The following is a 14888-nucleotide window of genomic DNA, read 5'->3' as shown; positions in this document are numbered from 1 at the left end:
GCCGAGATATATCGACAGAACCGACGGAACAGGGCCGCACGGATCACCGTACGGATCGCCGGGCCGGCGGACCATAAGCCGAATCACATGCCAAACCGTATGCCGAACCGAATGCCGGAACGTATGCCAGGCAGTGCGCCCAAGGGGGAAGTAGAACGATGAGCCAGGACGGCGCACAGGGCCGCTACACGGGCCGGTCTGTCGGTGGCGGCCGCTACCAGCTCCGCGACCTGCTGGGCGAGGGCGGCATGGCCTCGGTCCACCTGGCCTACGACTCCGTCCTGGACCGCCAGGTCGCCATCAAGACGCTCCACACGGAGCTGGGCCGCGAGGCGTCCTTCCGCGAGCGGTTCCGGCGCGAGGCGCAGGCCGTCGCCAAGCTCACACACACCAACATCGTCTCGGTGTTCGACACGGGCGAGGACGACCTGGACGGGTCGACCATGCCGTACATCGTCATGGAGTACGTCGAGGGCCAGCCGCTGCGCTCCGTCCTCGACGCCGACGTGCACCAGTACGGCGCCATGCCGGCCGAGAAGGCGCTGAAGATCACCGCCGATGTGCTGGCGGCGCTCGAGGTCAGCCACGAGATGGGCCTGGTCCACCGCGACATCAAGCCCGGCAACGTGATGATGACCAAGCGCGGCGTGGTCAAGGTCATGGACTTCGGCATCGCCCGCGCCATGCAGTCCGGCGTCACGTCGATGACGCAGACCGGCATGGTCGTCGGCACCCCCCAGTACCTCTCCCCCGAGCAGGCGCTCGGGCGCGGCGTCGACGCCCGCTCGGACCTGTACTCGGTCGGCATCATGCTCTTCGAGCTGCTGACCGGGCGGCTGCCGTTCGACGCGGACTCCCCGCTGGCCATCGCCTACGCGCACGTCCAGGAGGAGCCCGTCGCTCCCTCCTCGATCAACCGCTCGATCCCGCCGGCGGTCGACGCGCTGGTCGCCCGGGCCCTGAAGAAGAACCCGAACGAGCGCTTCCCGAGCGCCGAGTCCATGCGCGACGAGTGTGCGCGGGTGACGAGCACGGCGCAGACCGCGCCCTCGCCGATCATCATCGCGGGCGGCCCGCCGGCGCGCAGCGGCGCGGGCGTCAGCTCCGCCGTCTTCCCGCCCGTCGACCAGCAGACCCCCGCACCGGGCCCGGGGGGCGTCCAGACGCCCTACCAGACCCCGGGGGCCCCCGGGCCGTACAACGGCGGCTACGGGCCCTCCTCGGGCGCCCAGCAGGCCACCCAGGGCGCCGGGGGCTACCCGACGCCCGTGGCGCCCTTCCAGGGCGCCCAGGGCCCCAGCACGCCCCCGCCCTACTCGATCAGCCCGTCCTCCGGCCCGTCGACCTCCGTCGGGTCGCCGTCGGGCGGCGGCAAGAGCAACAAGCCCGTCGTCATCGGCTCCGCGGTCGTCGCGGGCCTCGCGGTCATCGGCGTGATCGCGGCGATCGCGCTGAACGGCAGCGGCGAGAAGAAGGAAGAGGCCGGGGGCACCACCGGCGGCACCACCGGCGGAACGCAGAGCCAGGCGCCCGTCACCCCGGGCGGCGGCACGACCACCGGCGGTGGCGGCGGCACCAGCGGCGGCGGCACGACCACGGCGGGCGGCACCACCGGCGGCTCGCAGAGCAAGCACAAGGAGGGCGACAAGAGCAAGACCATCGACCCGTCCAAGTGCACCAAGGCCTACGAGTACTACAGCGACAAGTCGAAGAAGTCGTCCCCCGACTTCCGGTACATGTACATCGACTCGGTGAAGTCGTGCCTGCAGGCCGCCGGCTGGAAGTACCGGATCGACGTCTCTCCCGAGAACACGTGGGGCAAGGGCACGGTGCTCAACCAGGTGCCGGCCGCGGGCGACCCGTTCGACCCGAAGTCGCCGTCGGACCAGTTCGTGCTGACCGTCTCGACGGGCGACCCGGCGTCCTCCTGATCAGCCGGGCGGGGCCTTCGGGCCCCGCTCCCGGTCTTCAGAGCCGATCTTCGAGCCGGACTTCGAGCCGGTCTTCACCGGGCTTCGAGCCGGCCTTCGGAGGTATTCAGAGGTAGGGGCCCGAACGCGCGCCGCCGTGCTGCGGGCCCTCGCCGTCGTCCTCGCCGAGGACACCGGCCGGCAGCGCCCGGCGCATCTGCTCCAGCTGGGCGCGAGCCGCCATCTGCTGGGCGAACAGCGCGGTCTGGATGCCGTGGAACAGGCCTTCCAGCCAGCCGACCAACTGGGCCTGCGCGATGCGCAGTTCCGCCTCGGTGGGCACCGTGTCGTCGGTGAACGGAAGCGACAGGCGCTCCAGCTCCTCGACCAGCTCGGGGGCCAGGCCGTCCTCCAGCTCCTTGACGGAGCTGCGGTGGATCTCCTTGAGCCGGACCCTGCTCGCCTCGTCGAGAGGGGCGGCCCGCACTTCCTCCAGCAGTTGCTTGATCATGCTGCCGATGCGCATGACCTTCGCAGGCTGTTCGACCATCTCCGTCACCGGGACCTCGCGCGACTCGTCGTCGCCCTCCCCGCCGCCGGGGCTGGCGCTGCCGAGAGCCATGCCGTCCGGGCCTACGACCAGGACCTGCGGGCTCTCCTGCGACCGTTCATTCCTCGGCATATCCATGCCGCCATTCTCTCGCACATGTGATTTCCCCCTGTTGATGCCCCCGTACACGCCTGATCCACCGTGCCACGCCCTCTGACACGCGCCCCTTTTTCACTCCGTGCGCCCCTTTTTCCCCGGCCTTTCCGGGCAGTTCGTCATTTCCGCGGCTTCGCGCGCGGCATCTCATCGCCTTATCGCGGCCGCCTCAGGCGCAGGGCGAAGAAGCCGAGGCCGAGGCCGGTGAGGGCGAGGCCCGTGCCGAGGGGCAGGACGCGCAGCACGCGGTCGCCGTAGGCCGCGCTCCTGGCGTTGCGGGCGGCGGCGGTGCGGGTGGAGACGGGGTCGGGCGTCACCGGCCCGAAGGGGCCCTGCGGCTGCTCGGCGGCGCCGTCCGCCTCGTCGGCGGGCGCCGGGGGCCCGGTGCCCGGGGCGTCCTCCCCGGGCGCGTCCTCCACGGGGCCGACGGCCTCGCCGCCGTCGCCGGAGGGGGCCTCGGAGGGGACCGCGGACGGTGATCCGCCGGGCGGGCCGGACGAACGGGGCGGCCCGGATATCCCGGAGGGCGAGGGCGGGGCCGTCCGGCCGGGGTGGAGACGGCCCTCGCCCGCGGACGTCCCGGCGAGCCGGCCGTCACCGGAGCCCTGCGGGGGCGGGGGGCGGAGCGTGGGGCCGGGCGCGGGGCCGGCCGGGCCCGGCGGAGGCCGTCCGGGAGAGGGGTCCGGGGGCTCCGGGCCCGGTGCGACGGCGACGACCAGCACGGTGGCCGCGAGCACCGGCCCGGCTATGACCCCGGTCCGCAGGCCCGCCCGCAGTCGGCCGCCCATGCCCACGTCGCCTCCCTCCGCTCGCCGCCGGAGCCGCTCGCACCCACCCTCACACGGGGTGGGCGGGGCGGCGCGGTGGGTGGTTCAGGAGGGTGGCCGCAGGGCCGGGGGCCGGGCCGGGCGGTGCGCCGGCCGGACCGGAGCGTCAGGCCGATCGGGTCCGGACCGGAGGGTCAGGGCGATCGGTGCGGACCGGAGCGTCAGGGCGATCGGTGCGGACCGGTCTCAGACCGTGAGGAGGATCTTCCCCACGTGGGCGCTCCGCTCCATGACGCGGTGGGCCTCGGCGGCCTCCGCCATCGGCATCGTGCGGTCGACGACCGGCCGCACCCGTCCGCCGGCGATGAGCGGCCACACGTGCTCCCGCACGGCCGCGATGATGGCCGCCTTCTCGGCGAGCGGGCGCCCGCGCAGGGAGGTCCCCATGACCGCGGCGCGCTTGGTGAGGAGGGCGGCGAGGTCGAGCTCGGCCGTGCGGCCGCCCTGCAGGCCGATGATGACCAGGCGGCCGTTGACGGCGAGGGCGTTCACGTTCCGCTCGAGGTACTTCGCCCCGACGATATCGAGGATGACGTCGGCGCCGACGCCGCCGGTGACCTTGTGCAGCTCCTCGACGAAGTCCTGCTCGCGGTAGTCGATGAGGATGTCCGCCCCCAGCTCGCGGCAGGCCTCCAGCTTGTCCTCGCTGCCCGCGGTGACGGCGACGCGCGCGCCGACGGCCTTCGCCAGCTGTACGGCCATCGTGCCGATGCCGCTGCCGCCGCCGTGGACCAGGAAGGTCTCGCCGGGGCGCAGGTGGGCCACCATGAACACGTTGGACCAGACGGTCGCGGTCACCTCCGGCAGACAGGCCGCCGTGACCAGGTCCATGCCGTCGGGCACGGGCAGCAGCTGGCCCGCGGGGACGCAGACCTTCTGCGCGTACCCGCCGCCCGCCAGCAGCGCGCACACCTCGTCGCCGACCGCCCAGCCGCTGACCCCGGGGCCGAGCGCCGCGATCCGGCCGGAGCACTCCAGGCCCGGGTAGGAGGACGCGCCGGGCGGCGGGTCGTAGAAACCCTGCCGCTGGACGACGTCGGCACGGTTGACCGCACTGGCCACGACCTCGACCAGAACCTCGCCCTCACCGGGTACGGGATCGGGCACTTCGGTCCACACCAGGGCCTCGGGCCCGCCTGGCTCGGGAATGGTGATCGCATACATGGTCGCGAGGCTACCGCCGGGGTACCGGGAAGATCACGGAATATGGGGGCCATGGTGACGCGCAAGATGAACCGGATCTCACTGTTCCGCACTCTGTGGGACCGCACCCGCAGCGAGGCCGGCGACGACGCCGAGGCGGGCCGCTCGATCGTGATGCCCGCCCGGCGCGTCGCGGCCCCGCTGCGGCAGGTCCTGCAGCGGCTGGTCATGGCCCTGCTGGTGCTGGCCGTCACCACGCTGATCGTCTACGCCGACAGCGCGGGCTACCACGACAACGCCGACGGCGGGGTCGACTTCCTGGACGCCGCCTACTACGCGACCGTGACCCTGTCGACCACGGGCTACGGCGACATCACGCCGGTGAGCGACTCGGCGCGGCTCACCAATATCTTGTTGGTCACGCCGCTGCGCGTGCTGTTCCTGATCATTTTGGTGGGAACGACCCTGGAAGTGTTGACCGAGCGGACGCGCCATCAGGTGCAGGTCCACCGTTGGAGGAACCGGATGCGGGAGCACACCGTCGTCGTCGGCTACGGCACCAAGGGCCGGCACGCCGTCGAGACGCTGCTCGGCCAGGGCAAGCCCAAAAGTCAGATCGTCGTGGTCGACCCGCAGAAGAAGGTCGTCGACGCCGCGGCGGCCGAGGGCCTGGTGGGCGTCCTGGGCGACGCCACCCGCTCCGAGACCCTGCTCCGGGCGGAGCTGGCGCGCGCCTCGCAGATCGTGATCACCACTCAGCGGGACGACACGGCGGCGCTGGTCACCCTGACGGCCCGGCAACTGAACAAGTCCGCCAAGATCGTCGTCGCCGTCCGGGAGGACGAGAACGTGCCGCTGCTGCGGCAGAGCGGCGCGAACACGGTCGTGACCAGCTCCAGCTCGGCCGGCCGCCTGCTCGGCATGTCGATGATGAGCCCCAACGTCGGCACGGTCCTGGAGGACCTGCTGACGTACGGGAACGGCCTGGACGTGGCCGAACGCCCGGTCACCAAGCGGGAGGCGGGCCATTCGCCGCGCGACTGCGAGGACCTGGTCGTGGCGGTGGTCCGCGGGCACCGCCTCCTGCACTTCACCGACCCGGAGGTGGAGACGCTGCAGCTGGCGGACAGGGTGATCACGATCAGGCAGGCGAGGGCGCCCGAAGGGGGCTGAAACCGCGGGGGCCCGGGCGGCTACGGGAGCTTCAGGACCTCGACGGACCGTCCCGCTCCGCCCGGCGGTACGACCGCCAGCGCGTCGGCCGCGGCCAACCCCCGCAACATCGCGGGCCCGTGGAACCGCAGAGGCCGCACCCGGCCGCGGCCGCCGGCGTACGTGACCGGCACGAGCCGGGTGTCGGCAGGGTGCCCCGGCACCTCCTCCACCGGCACGGCCCGCGCGGGCTCGTCCACCGCACGCCCGGTGAGCGCGCACAGCAACGGCTCGGCGAGCGTCAGCAGACCGGCCACCGCGGCGAGCGGATTCCCCGGCAGCCCGACGACGAGCCGCCCGGGCGCGAGCCGGGCGAGCAGCATCGGGTGCCCGGGCCGCACGGCGACCCCGTCGACCAGCAGCTCGGCACCCAGCCGGTGCAGCGTGGGGTGGACGTGGTCCACGGGCCCGGAGGCGGTGCCACCGGTGGTGACGACCACGTCCGCGGTGGAGGTGTCGAGCGCCGCGTACAGCGCGTCCGCGTCGTCGCCGATACGCAGCGCCTCGCCCGGATCGGCGCCGAGCGCCCGCAGCCAGGGTCCGAGCATCGGCCCGAGGGCGTCCCGGATCAGTCCGCCTTCGGGCAGGCCCTCCTGGAGGAGCTCGTCGCCGAGGACGAGCACGTCGACGCGGGGGCGGCGGGTGACGGTCAGCGTGTCGTAGCCGGCGGCGGCCGCGAGGCCGAGCAGGGGCGGCGTGACGACCGTCCCGGCGGGCACGAGCCGGTCGCCCTGCCGGCACTCGCCGCCGCGCGGCCGGATGTCCTGGCCGTGGCTGACGTGCCGGTTGGCGAGCAGCTCGCCCTGCATGGTGACTTCGCCGTGCTCGCTGCGGAGCACGGCCGTCGCCCCGGCCGGGATGCGGGCCCCCGTGGCGATCCGCAGGGCGTGCCCGTCGCGCAGCGGGCCCGTGCCGGGGCGGCCGGCGAGGACGTCCTGTTCGCCGGGCGGGGGCAGGCGCCAGGGGCCGGGGCCGGAGACGGCCCAGCCGTCCATGGCGGAGGTGTCGAAGGAGGGCAGGTCGGTGAGGGCGACGAGCGGCTCGGCGAGGACCTGCCCGAGGGCGTCGCCGAGAGGCCGCTCCTCGGCGGGGAGGGCCTCGGCGGCCGCGGCGGCGACGGCACGGGCCGTGGGCCAGGGGGTGGAGTGGGGGGCGCAGTGGGGGGTGGCGTCGGCCGTCATGTGGCGGGCCCGCTTTTCGTCCTCGGCGACGTCGATGAAGGGGAAGGCGTCGAAGGCGGGGGCGATGGCGGTTGCGGGGCCGGTCTCGTCCTCGGGGCCGGGCCTGCGGGGCGTGGTGCCGACGCTTCGTCCGCCGTCGACCACGCCGCCCCCGACGGGTATCTCGTCGAACGGGAAGTACGCGAAGGGGGCTCGGGTGCTGCCGCGCGGGGCGTCGTCGACGTCGTGGGCGGTCCGCTCGGCGCGGCGGTCCGCGGGGCGGTCTGCGGGGAGGGCGTGGTGGCTCCGCCGGTCGTCGGCGAAGAGGGCCAGTGCCTCGTCCGTGGCCCGGTCGAGCGAGGAATCCGCGTCGGCGTCGCTCATCGCGCCCCGTCGGCCTTCCCGTCCGCGCCACGGTCGGCGGGGTTGCCGGCTGCGCCGCCGTCGACGGGCTTCCCGTCTGCGCGACCGATGGCGGGATCGCCGGCCGTGCCGTCCGGGGCGGCCTCCGCACCCGTGCCGTTCTCGGTCGGCTTCCCGGCCGCACCGTCCTCGGCGGGCTTCCCGGCCTTGCCGTCCTCGGCGGACGCCGCGACCGCGCCACCCCCGGCTGCAGCCGCCCCCGCGGCGGCCTCCGCCGCCCAGCGCTGGGCGAGCGCCACGGCCTTGCGGGTCGCTTCGGCCACCGCTTCGGGGCCGCCGCCCGCGCGCCCCGCGGCATAGCCGACGAGGAACGTCGTCAGGGGCGCGGCGGGGCGGGCCACGCCGTGCGCGGCGTCGCGCGCGAGGTCCAGGAGGGCGGTGGTGTCGACGTCGAGGTCGATGCCGAGTTCGGTCTTGGCCGCGGAGATCCATTCATCCAACACGCTCCCATCGTCCCTGATGCGCGCGCGGGCGGTGGCGACGTCCTCCCAGGTGTCACAGTCGAAGGAGGCCGTCGGGTGCGCGAAGCGGCCGAGGGTCAGCTCGTCGGTGAGCAGCCGCAGCGGCAGCCCGGCGAGGCCGCCGTGCTCGGTGGCGAGCAGCGCCAGCTCCCGGCGCAGCGGCTCCGTGCGGTAGGCGGCGACCAGCGGCTGGTCGCGCCCGTCGAAGTCGGTGAGCAGGACGCCCTCCACGTACGGACCGCCGGTGGCCGCCGCGGCGAGCAGCGCCCGTACGGTCTCGGCGCGCAGGAACGGCAGGTCGGCGGAGAGCACGAGCGTGGTGGCGGAGGCCGTCTGGCGCAGGCCGGCGGCGAGCCCGGCGAGGGGGCCGCCGCCGGGCGGCTCCTCGCGGGCCCACCGCACGGGCCGCGCGGTGGGGCGCCGGGGCCCCACGACGACGGTCTCCTCGGCGTCCGCGCACGCCTCCAGCACCCGGTCCAGCAGCGTCCGCCCGCCCACGCGCAGGGTGGGCTTGTCGGCGCCGCCCAGTCTGCGGGCCGCGCCACCGGCGAGCACTACGGCGTCGTAACCAGTCACCCGACGAGTATGGCCGTTCGGGGCGGGGCGAAAGCTCAGAGAGAGCGCAACAACACAGCGGGCTGCTCGACGCAGTCGGCCACGTACCTCAGGAAGCCTCCCGCCGTGCCGCCGTCGCAGACCCGGTGGTCGAAGGTGAACGACAGCTGCACCACGTGCCGTACCGCCAACTCTCCCTGGTGGACCCAGGGCTTGGGGGCTATCCGGCCGACGCCGAGCATGGCCGCCTCGGGGTGGTTGATGATCGGCGTGGAGCCGTCGACGCCGAACACGCCGTAGTTGTTCAGCGTGAACGTGCCGCCGGTGAGGTCGGCCGGGGTCAGCGTGCCGGACCGCGCGGCCTCGGTGAGGCGGGCGATCTCCTCGGAGAGGCCGGCGGCGCTGCGCAGGTGGGCGTCCCGGACGACGGGGACGACCAGGCCGCGCTCGGTCTGGGCGGCGAAGCCGAGGTGGACGCCGGGCAGGCGGACGATCTCCCGGGCTTCGGTGTCGACGGTGGCGTTGAGGCCGGGATACCGGGCCAGGGCGGCCGTGCAGATGCGGGCGAGCAGGGCCAGGAGGGAGACCTTCGGCCCGTCCGCGGCGTTCATGGCCCGGCGGGCGGCGAGCAGCTCGGTGGCATCGGCGTCCACCCAGCAGGTGGCGTCGGGGATCTCCCGACGGCTCCGGCCGAGCTTCTCGGCGACGGCACCGCGCACCCCGCGCAGGGGGATGCGCTCGGCGGCCGGGACGCGGGGGGCGACCGCCGAGGTGGGCTCAGGCACGGCCTCGGGCGGGGCCGCGGCGGCGCGCAAGGCGCGCTCCACATCGGCGCGCAGAATCAGCCCGTCCCGCCCGGACCCGCTCAAGGCCCGCAGGTCGAGCCCGTGTTCCCGAGCCAACTTCCGCACCAGCGGAGAAACGACGGCAACGGGCCCGGCCTCTCCTCCCGTCGCAGCGGCGCCCGGCCCACGCAAAGACGACCGGCGGTGCCCGCCCGCCTCCGGGCCGTCCGGTGCCGCCGGATCCCCGACAGCAGAGCGGTCCGCAGAACCGTCCGCGGAGCCGTCCGACAGGGGCGGCACCCCGACCCCGGGGCGCCGTACCCGGCGGCGCCGCGCCGCAGGCGCCCCGGTGCCGTAGCCCACGAGGACGTTGCCGGAGCTCTCCGCGGAGGCGGGCTCGGCGGCCGTCTCCGCGGGCGCGCCGACGGCGACCGTCAGCAGCGGCGCCCCCACGGGCAGTTCCGTGCCCTCCTCGCCGAAGCGCGCCGTGACCACGCCCCCGTACGGGCAGGGGACTTCGACCATCGCCTTGGCGGTCTCGACCTCGACGACCGGCTGGTCGACGGCCACGACCTCGCCGACCTCGACCAGCCAGCGCACGATCTCCGCCTCGGTGAGCCCCTCGCCGAGGTCGGGCAGCCGGAATTCCTTGACCTCGGGCATCAGCTCTCCGCCTCCCACTGCAGCCGTGCGACCGCGTCCAGCACCCGGTCGACCCCGGGCAGGTGGTGCCGCTCCAGCATCGGCGGCGGGTACGGGATGTCGAAGCCGGCGACGCGCAGCACCGGTGCCTCCAGGTGGTGGAAGCAGCGCTCGGTGACGCGGGCCGCGATCTCCCCGCCGGGGCCTCCGAATCCGGTCGACTCGTGGACGATCACGGCGCGTCCGGTGCGCCGGACGGAGGCGCAGACCGTCTCCTCGTCGAAGGGCACGAGGGAGCGCAGGTCGACGACTTCGAGGTCCCAGCCTTCGGCGACGGCCGCCTCGGCCGCTTCCATGCAGACCGGCAGGGACGGCCCGTAGGTGATGAGCGTGGCGGACGTGCCGCGGCGGCGGACGGCGGCGCGCCCTATGGCGGGCACCGTCTCGGGCGCCTCGGGGTCCCACTCGGCCTTGGACCAGTAGAGCCGCTTGGGCTCCAGGAAGACGACGGGGTCGTCGGAGGCGATCGCCGCGCGCAGCAGCCCGTAGGCGTCGGCGACGGTGGCGGGGGTGACGACGTGGAGGCCGGGGGTGGCCATGTAGTACGCCTCGGAGGAGTCGCTGTGGTGCTCGACGCCGCCGATGCCGCCGCCGTAGGGCACGCGGACGGTGAGGGGCATGGGCATCGCTCCGCGCGTGCGGTTGCGCATGCGGGCGACGTGGCTGATGAGCTGCTCGAACGAGGGGTAGGCGAAGGCGTCGAACTGCATCTCGACCACGGGCCGCAGCCCGTACATGGCCATGCCGACGGCGGTGCCGAGGATGCCGGCCTCGGCGAGCGGTGTGTCGGTGCAGCGGTCCTCGCCGAACTCCTTCACCAGGCCGTCGGTGACGCGGAAGACGCCGCCGAGCGCTCCGACGTCCTCTCCGAGGACGTGGACGGCCGGGTCCTCGGCCATGGCGTCGCGCAGGGCCCGGTTGAGGGCCTGGGCCATGGCGGAGGGCCGGGCTCCGGCCCTGACTGCCGTGGTGGTCATCGCTGCTTCCCTTCCGGGGAGTCCGGGGCGGCTTCCGCCGCGGCGTCGAGCTCGGCGCGCAGCAGCCCGGCCTGCTCCCGCAGTTGGGTGGTCTGCTCGGCGTAGACGTGGGTGAAGAGGTCCATGGGGTCCAGCACGGGGTCCTGGTTCATGCGCTCGCGCAGGTCGGCGGCCATGCGCTCGGCCGCTTCCCGCTCGGCGGCCATGCCGGCCTCGTCCAGGAGCTTGCGCGCGGTCAGCTCCTGCTCCAGCAGGGCGAGGGGGTCGTGGCCGCGCCAGGTCTCGACTTCGGCGTCGCTGCGGTAGCGGGTGGCGTCGTCGGCGTTGGTGTGGGCTTCCATGCGGTAGGTGACGGCTTCCACGAGGGTGGGGCCGCCGCCTTCGCGGGCCCGCCGCACGGCGTCGGTGAGGACCTCGTGGACGGCGGCGGCGTCGTTGCCGTCCACGAGCCGGCCGGGCATGCCGTAGCCGACGGCCTTGTGGGCGAGCGAGGGGGCCGCGGTCTGCTTGGCGAGCGGCACGGAGATCGCGAAGCCGTTGTTCTGCACGAAGAAGACGACGGGGGCCCGCCAGACGGCGGCGAAGTTCAGCGCCTCGTGGAAATCGCCCTCGCTGGTGCCGCCGTCGCCGACCATGGCGAGCGCGACCACGTCGTCGCCCTTGAGGCGGGCGGCGTGGGCGAGGCCCACCGCGTGCGGCAGCTGGGTGGCCAGCGGGGTGCACAGCGGTGCGATCCTGTGCTCGTGGGGGTCGTATCCGGTGTGCCAGTCGCCGCGCAGGAGCGTGAGCGCCTGGACGGGGTCGAGGCCGCGGGCGACGGCGGCGAGGGTGTCGCGGTAGCTCGGGAAGAGCCAGTCCTGTTCCCGCAGGGCGAGCGCGGCGGCGACCTCGCACGCCTCCTGCCCGGTGGAGGAGGGGTAGACGGCGAGCCGGCCCTGGCGGGTGAGCGCGGTGGCCTGGACGTTGTATCTCCGGCCGCGGACGAGGTGACCGTAGAGCCGGAGCAGCAGCCCGGCGTCGAGCCCGTCCGCCGCCTCCGTGCCCAGCACGCGATACGGCTCCGCGTCGGGAAGCAGGGGGGCGGGGTCGGTGCGGGGCCGCCAGGCGGGGGGCGGGGTGGGCCGGTACGAACCGGGCTGCTCCAGAACCGTCATGACGAGCACCTCCTTTGTGGGGACGGGCTTGACCGGACGTACGGCGACATCGCGCCGACGCCCTCCCTACCGATTGTTCGGTCGTCGGCACATTTTGGCTACAGGCGGCCCGAGCCTGTGGACAAACGGTTCTCCACAGCCTGAGATATGGCCAGGACGTCCAAGAGGGGGAGGCGGGACGCCATGCCGGACGAACAGATGGCCTTCACCGGGAGCAGGGCCCCGGCGCGGCCGCTGGACGAGATAGACCGCGCCATCCTGCGCATGCTCCAGGCCGATGGCCGCGCGTCGATACGCTCCGTCGCGGAGCGTGTGCACGTCTCGCGCGCCAACGCCTACGCCCGGATCAACCGGCTGATCGACGACGGGGTGATCCGGGGGTTCAGCGCGCGGGTCGACCAGGAGCGGGCGGGGCAGAGCGCGTCGGCGTACATCACGCTGAAGATCGTGCAGAACTCCTGGCGCACGGTCCGCGACAAGCTCCTGGAGCTGCCGGGGGCCGCGCACATCGCCCTGGTCAGCGGGGACTTCGATGTGCTCCTGCTGGTGCACACCAAGGACAACCGCGCCCTGCGCGAGCTGGTGCTGACCCGCATCCAGTCGATGGAGGAAGTGCTCAGCACCCGCACGCTGCTGATCTTCGAGGAGACGGACCTGGAGGAGAAGGGCTAGTCCCGCCCGGGGGTGCGCAGGCCCGCGAACGCCGTCAGCACCACCGCATCGGCCACTTCTTCGCTGGTCGCCGCCCCGCCGTGGCCGGGGCGGTACCACTCCACCACGGAGTTGATCATCCCGAAGAGCAGCCGGGTGGCCAGCCGTGCGTCCACGTCCGCCCGCAGGTCGCCGTCGGCCGCCGCCTGCTTGAGCAGGTCGGCGACGCGGTGGTCGAATTCGCGGCGGCGCTCCATCGCCCAGCGCTCGGTGTCGGTGTTGCCGCGCACGCGCAGCAGCAGCGTCACGTAGGGCAGCTCGGCCATGAGCACCTCGACGGTGCGCCGGGTGACGTACTGCAGGCGGTCGACGGCGCGTCCCCCGGTCGCCTCCGGCTCGTCCAGCACGGCGAAGAGCCCGTCCAGGGCACGGCTTATCGCGAGCCGGAGCAGCTCTTCCTTGCCCTTCACGTGGTGGTAGATGGAGGACTTGGAGATCCCGGCCGCCTTGGAGAGGTGCTCCATGGACGTGCCGTCGTAGCCCCGCTCGTTGAACACCTCGACGGCGACCGCGAGCAGCGATTCGGGCGTGTAGGTGTCGCGCTTGGCCATGGTCACGATTACAGCACCCGTGCCTCTCGGTCCGCACGGCGCCTCAGGGCCCGCGACGGCGCGTAGCGCTCGCCCGCCCCTTCGTCGTGCAGGTTGTACAGGAAGTTCCACAGCCAGACCGCGCCGAGGCGGCTCGCCCACTCCAGGGGGCCGCCCGGATAGTTCACGCCCAGCCGCATGGCCCGGTCGATGTCCTCGGGGGTCGCCACCTCGCGGGCGGCGGCGTCGGCGGCGAAGTCCACGATCATCGCGACGGTCCTGCCGACGATCATCCCGGGGACGTCGTCGATCACGCTGACCGCCTTGCCGAGCGCCTGCAGGAGGCCCGTGGCCTCGCGGACGTCCTCGGGTGCGGCCTCCGCGGACGGGGCCAGGGCGATGCGGGTGGCGGCGCGGTAGTCGAGTGACAGGTCGAAGAAGATGCCGCGCTCTCCCGGAGGGCCCTCCAGGGCGGCGGAGCCGTCGGTCAGGGCCAGGCACGCGCCGCCGGGCAGCCTGATGTGGCCCCCGGAGGCCTGCCCGTCCCCCTCCACGGTGACCTCGATGCCCGCCTCCCGGATCATCTCCACCAGGGCGGCGGCGGGCCCCAGGCCGCCCGTGACGCGGACCGCCGCCGGGGCGTCCTGCGGCTCCGCAGTGTGCGGCAGGGGCCGCTGCGCGTCCGCGGAGTGGTCGAACCACCCCCGGCCGCTCTTGCGGCCCAGCAGGCCCGCCTCCACCAGCCGGCGCTGGGCCAGGGACGGCCGGAACTTCGGGTCGTGGAAGAACGACTCGTAGACCGAACGGGTGACGGCTTCGTTCACGTCCTGGCCGATGAGGTCCGTGAGCTCGAAGGGCCCCATCGCGAACCCGCCGCACTCGCGCAGGACGGCGTCGAGGGTGGCGGGGTCGGCGGCGCGCTCCTCGTACAGCCGGAAGGCTTCGGCGTAGAAGGGCCGGGCGATGCGGTTGACGATGAAGCCGGGGGCGTCGGCGCAGGTCACCGGGGTCTTGCCCCACGCGGCGACCGTGGCCGCCGCCTGCTCGGCGGCGGCCGCGTCCGTGGCGAAGCCCCGGACGACCTCCACCAGAGGCAGCAGCGGTGCGGGGTTGAAGAAGTGCAGGCCGACGAAGCGGCCGGGGAGCTTCAGGCCTCCGGCGACGGCGGTCACCGACAGGGACGAGGTGTTGGTGGCCAGCAGGCACATGTCGGGAACGACCGATTCCAGCTCGGCGAACAGCTTCTGTTTGACGGGCAGTTGCTCGACAATCGCCTCGATGACGAGCGCGGAGTCGGCGAGTTCGGCGAGCCGTGCGGCGGGCTGCAGACGGGCGAGGGCAGCGTCCCGGCCGGCCGCGTCGAGCCTGCCCTTGTCCACCAGGCGGCCGAGCCGGGCGGCGATCGCCCGCGCCGCCTCCTCCGCACGGCCGGGTGCGGCGTCGTACAGCCGCACGGGGTGGCCCGCGGTCAGGGCGACCTGGGCGATGCCCTGGCCCATGGTGCCGGCGCCGACGACGGCGACGGTGCCGGCCGGGTCGATTGCGGTCATGGCAGTGATCCTCCCCGAAGTGTTTTTCCACAGGATTGCCGGGCCCCCTTGTCCCGACCGATCGTTCGGTTACTGTATCCAC

13 protein-coding genes are annotated in these 14888 nt (G+C 73.9%); 3 read left to right on the top strand and 10 right to left on the bottom strand.

Going from position 1 to position 14888, the window contains the following annotated elements; all coding sequences use genetic code 11:
• The first annotated feature begins 158 nt into the window (after nucleotides 1-158).
• Nucleotides 159-1931 carry a protein kinase domain-containing protein gene (locus NQU55_RS28665; RefSeq protein WP_168091712.1) on the top strand — a complete coding sequence of 591 codons (1773 nt, stop codon included), beginning with the start codon at nucleotides 159-161 and terminating at the stop codon, nucleotides 1929-1931.
• Between the two features lie 106 nt (nucleotides 1932-2037).
• Here NQU55_RS28665 and NQU55_RS28660 read toward each other — a convergent pair whose 3' ends face one another.
• From NQU55_RS28660 to NQU55_RS28650, 3 genes are all read right to left on the bottom strand, one after another.
• On the bottom strand, nucleotides 2038-2598 hold the full coding sequence (locus NQU55_RS28660; protein ID WP_168091711.1) for a bacterial proteasome activator family protein: 561 nt from the start codon (nucleotides 2596-2598) through the stop codon (nucleotides 2038-2040).
• Between the two features lie 173 nt (nucleotides 2599-2771).
• A complete protein-coding gene (locus NQU55_RS28655; protein WP_168091710.1) occupies nucleotides 2772-3404 on the bottom strand; it encodes a hypothetical protein in 633 nt (210 codons plus the stop codon).
• A gap of 225 nt (nucleotides 3405-3629) precedes the next feature.
• Nucleotides 3630-4607 (bottom strand): NAD(P)H-quinone oxidoreductase, encoded by a 978-nt coding sequence (locus tag NQU55_RS28650; protein ID WP_168091709.1) that lies wholly within the window; start codon nucleotides 4605-4607, stop codon nucleotides 3630-3632.
• A 51-nt stretch (nucleotides 4608-4658) separates the two neighbouring features.
• On the opposite strand from NQU55_RS28650, the gene NQU55_RS28645 reads away from it, so the two are divergent.
• On the top strand, nucleotides 4659-5759 hold the full coding sequence (locus NQU55_RS28645; protein ID WP_206329056.1) for a potassium channel family protein: 1101 nt from the start codon (nucleotides 4659-4661) through the stop codon (nucleotides 5757-5759).
• Between the two features lie 20 nt (nucleotides 5760-5779).
• Here the strand turns inward: NQU55_RS28645 and NQU55_RS28640 are convergent, their stop codons facing one another.
• From NQU55_RS28640 to pdhA, 5 genes are read right to left on the bottom strand one after another with little or no spacing between them, the layout of a single operon-like run.
• Nucleotides 5780-7342 (bottom strand): molybdopterin molybdotransferase MoeA, encoded by a 1563-nt coding sequence (locus NQU55_RS28640; protein WP_256791457.1) that lies wholly within the window; start codon nucleotides 7340-7342, stop codon nucleotides 5780-5782.
• Nucleotides 7339-8418: an NTP transferase domain-containing protein gene (locus tag NQU55_RS28635; RefSeq protein WP_168095444.1), complete on the bottom strand. Its 1080-nt coding sequence runs from the start codon at nucleotides 8416-8418 to the stop codon at nucleotides 7339-7341. The genes NQU55_RS28640 and NQU55_RS28635 overlap by 4 nt, the downstream gene beginning before the upstream one ends.
• A gap of 35 nt (nucleotides 8419-8453) precedes the next feature.
• Nucleotides 8454-9845, bottom strand: a complete 1392-nt coding sequence (locus NQU55_RS28630; protein ID WP_168095445.1) for a dihydrolipoamide acetyltransferase family protein — start codon at nucleotides 9843-9845, stop codon at nucleotides 8454-8456.
• On the bottom strand, nucleotides 9845-10861 hold the full coding sequence (locus NQU55_RS28625; protein WP_168095446.1) for an alpha-ketoacid dehydrogenase subunit beta: 1017 nt from the start codon (nucleotides 10859-10861) through the stop codon (nucleotides 9845-9847). The genes NQU55_RS28630 and NQU55_RS28625 overlap by 1 nt, the downstream gene beginning before the upstream one ends.
• The gene (pdhA, locus tag NQU55_RS28620) at nucleotides 10858-12015 is read right to left on the bottom strand and encodes a pyruvate dehydrogenase (acetyl-transferring) E1 component subunit alpha (protein ID WP_168095447.1); all 1158 of its coding nucleotides are present in this window, start codon (nucleotides 12013-12015) and stop codon (nucleotides 10858-10860) included. Before pdhA ends, NQU55_RS28625 begins: the two co-directional genes overlap by 4 nt.
• Nucleotides 12016-12198: 183 nt before the next feature.
• On the opposite strand from pdhA, the gene NQU55_RS28615 reads away from it, so the two are divergent.
• Nucleotides 12199-12687 carry an Lrp/AsnC family transcriptional regulator gene (locus tag NQU55_RS28615; RefSeq protein WP_168095448.1) on the top strand — a complete coding sequence of 163 codons (489 nt, stop codon included), beginning with the start codon at nucleotides 12199-12201 and terminating at the stop codon, nucleotides 12685-12687.
• Here NQU55_RS28615 and NQU55_RS28610 read toward each other — a convergent pair.
• Nucleotides 12684-13283, bottom strand: a complete 600-nt coding sequence (locus NQU55_RS28610; protein WP_256791456.1) for a TetR/AcrR family transcriptional regulator — start codon at nucleotides 13281-13283, stop codon at nucleotides 12684-12686. The genes NQU55_RS28615 and NQU55_RS28610 overlap by 4 nt on opposite strands.
• A 2-nt stretch (nucleotides 13284-13285) precedes the next feature.
• Complete coding sequence (locus NQU55_RS28605; RefSeq protein WP_168096020.1) at nucleotides 13286-14806, bottom strand: 3-hydroxyacyl-CoA dehydrogenase; 1521 nt, start codon at nucleotides 14804-14806, stop codon at nucleotides 13286-13288.
• Nucleotides 14807-14888: the final 82 nt, after the last annotated feature.

Origin of the sequence: Streptomyces telluris (assembly GCF_024519335.1) — a bacterium.
Classification (GTDB): Bacteria; Actinomycetota; Actinomycetes; order Streptomycetales; family Streptomycetaceae; genus Streptomyces; species Streptomyces telluris.
The sequence above is the reverse complement of the archived record's forward strand: the minus strand, read 5'-3'. Positions and strand labels throughout refer to the sequence as shown.